At 73.7% G+C, this 2,816-nt stretch carries 2 protein-coding genes; both read left to right on the top strand.

Annotation, left to right across the window (positions count from 1 at the left end):
- Nucleotides 1-110: 110 nt before the first annotated feature.
- A complete protein-coding gene (locus OZN99_RS28990) occupies nucleotides 111-2,501 on the top strand; it encodes a transketolase (RefSeq protein ID WP_270938690.1) in 2,391 nt (796 codons plus the stop codon).
- On the top strand, nucleotides 2,501-2,816 hold a 316-nt coding region (locus tag OZN99_RS28985), incomplete at its 3' end, for a hypothetical protein (RefSeq protein WP_270938689.1). The genes OZN99_RS28990 and OZN99_RS28985, both read left to right, overlap by 1 nt.

Genomic DNA, 2,816 nt, shown 5'->3' with positions numbered 1-2,816 from the left:
CGGCCTCGGCGTGGCGGCGGCGCCGGCCCTCCGCGCCTGCGCCCCGCCCCGCCGGTAGCCGCGCGGCGCCCGCCGCCCTATCTTGCGCCCACGGTCGAGGGAGCGGGCGCATGACGGCGGAACGGCCGATCCGGCAGGGACAGGCGCAGGACCCGGCGCGGCGGCTGGCGCTGCTGCGCCAGGTCGAGCGCAAGCTGCTCTGGCTCTCGGCCTGGATGATCCACCACGCCAACCACCTCCGGCCCAACCGCGACGGGCTGAAGGTGGGCGGGCACCAGGCCAGCTGCGCGTCCTGCATCTCCATCATGGCGGCGCTGTATCTCGAGATCCTGCGGCCGCAGGACCGGGTGGCGGTGAAGCCGCATGCCGGGCCGGTGTTCCACGCCATCAACTACCTGCTCGGCCGGCAGTCGCGCGAGAAGCTGCCGATGCTGCGGGAGTTCGGCGGCATCCAGCCCTATCCCAGCCGCGTGAAGGACGGGGCGGAGGTGGATTTCTCCACCGGCTCCGTGGGGCTCGGCGTCGCGCTGACCACCTTCGGCAGCCTGGTGCAGGACTACGTGCATCTCCACGGCATGGCCCGCCCCGACATTCCGGCCGGGCGGCATGTCGCGATCGTCGGCGACGCCGAGCTCGACGAGGGCAACATCTACGAAGCCCTGCTGGAGGGCTGGAAGCACGACGTGCGCAACGTCTGGTGGGTGGTGGACTACAACCGCCAGAGCCTGGACAGCGTGGTGCCCGACCGCCTCTTCGGCCGGATCGAGGGGCTGTTCCGCGACATGGGGTGGAACGTCGTCACCCTGAAATACGGGCGCAAGCTGCAGGCCGCCTTCGCGCGGCCGGAGGGCGACGCGCTGCGGCGCTGGATCGACGACTGCCCGAACAGCCTCTACGCGGCGCTGACCTTCCAGGGCGGCGCGGCCTGGCGCAACGCGGTGCTGGCGGATCTCGGGCGCGTGGACGGCGTGCGGGCGATCATCGACCCGCTGACCGACGACGAGCTGGCCGAGCTGATGACCAACCTCGGCGGTCACGACATCGAGACGCTGATCGAGGCGTTCCGCGCGCAGGCCGCGGCCGGCGACCAGCCGACCTGCTTCATCGCCTACACGATCAAGGGCATGGGCCTGCCCTTCGCCGGGCACAAGGACAACCACGCCGGGCTGATGACGAAGGAGCAGATGGCCGCCTTCAAGCAGGCGATGCGCATCCGCGAGGGCCATGAATGGGACCCCTTCGAGGGGCTGGAGGCGACCGAGGCCGAGCTCCGCGACTTCCTGGCGGCGACGCCCTTCGCCAGCCCCCTGGCGCCGGAAGGCCGGCGGCTGTCCGCGCCCGCCGTCCATGTGCCGGCGATGCTGGCCGCGCTGCGCGTGCCGCCCGGCCGCAAGCTCTCCACCCAGGCGGCCTTCGGCGAGATCCTGGCCGAGCTCGGCCGCGGCCATGGCGAGGCGCAGGAGCTGGCGCAGCGCATCGTCACCACCAGCCCGGACGTCACCGTCTCCACCAATCTCGGGCCCTGGGTGAACCGGCGCGGCATCTTCGACCGGCACATGAAGAACGACGTGTTCCGCGACGCGAAGCTCGCCTCCGCGCAGCGCTGGGGCATGGCGCCGGAAGGGCAGCACATCGAGCTGGGCATCGCCGAGCAGAACCTGTTCCTGCTGCTCTCGGCGCTGGGGCTGTCGCACGACCTCTACGGCGCGCGGCTGCTGCCGATCGGCACGGTGTACGACCCCTTCGTCAACCGCGGCCTCGATGCGCTGATCTACGCCTGCTACCAGGATGCGCGCTTCCTGCTGGTCTCCACGCCGTCCGGCCTGACGCTGGCGCCGGAGGGCGGCCAGCACCAGAGCGTCAACACGCCGCTGCTGGGCATGGCGGCCGATCGCCTGGCCGCCTTCGAGCCGGCGCATGCCGACGAGCTGGCGGTGCTGATGCGCTATGCCTTCGACCACATGCAGAAGCCCGACGGCAGCGCGGTGTGGCTGCGCCTGTCCACGCGGGCGCTGGCGCAGCCGGAGCGCCGGCTGGACGCGGCGGGCGTGGTGGCCGGCGGCTACTGGGCGGTGCCACCGGCGCCTGGCGCGCGCATCGCCATCGCCTATCAGGGGCCGGTCGCGCAGGAGGCGATGGAGGCCTTCGCCCAGCTGCGGGAGGAGGAGCCGGGCGCGGGCCTGCTCGCCGTCACCTCGCCGGACCGGCTGCATGCCGAATGGCTGGCGGCGCGGCGGGCGCGTCGCGGCGGGGCCGGGGGCGCGCCATCGACCATCGAGCGACTGCTGGCGCCGCTCGCCCCCGATGCGGCGCTGGTCGGCGTGCTGGACGGGCATCCGGCGGCGCATGCCTGGATGGGCGCGGTGCGCGGCCAGCGCATGGTGCCGCTCGGTGTGGACCGCTTCGGCCAGGCGGGCGACCTGCCCGACCTCTACCGCGCCTATGGGCTGGACGTGGACGCCATTCTGGACGCCTGCGCGGAGGCGCTGCTGCCGGGCTGATGGCGGAGCGTGCGGAGCGGTCGGCGGTGGAACCGGGCGACGCGCCGGTCGGGCGCGACGACGTGGTCGCCGCCTATCGCTGGATCCTGGGCCGCGCCCCGGAAAGCGAGGCGGCGGTCACCGCACGGATCGAGGGCGGCGTCATGGCGGCCCAACTGCGGCGCCGGATGCTGCGCTCGGCCGAGTTCCGAGCCGAGACGACGCAGCCGCTGCCCCCGGGCCTGCCGCCCGACGCGCCGGCGCCGGCGATCGGGCTGGAGGCGACGCCCGGCGAGGTCGCCGCGATGCTGGCGCGCGTCGCCCGTGGCTGGACCC

The sequence above is a fragment of the Falsiroseomonas oryzae genome (assembly GCF_027856955.1).
Classification (GTDB): domain Bacteria; phylum Pseudomonadota; class Alphaproteobacteria; order Acetobacterales; family Acetobacteraceae; genus Falsiroseomonas; species Falsiroseomonas oryzae.
Note: the sequence above shows the minus strand (reverse complement) of the source record. Positions and strands in the feature narration are given on the sequence as shown.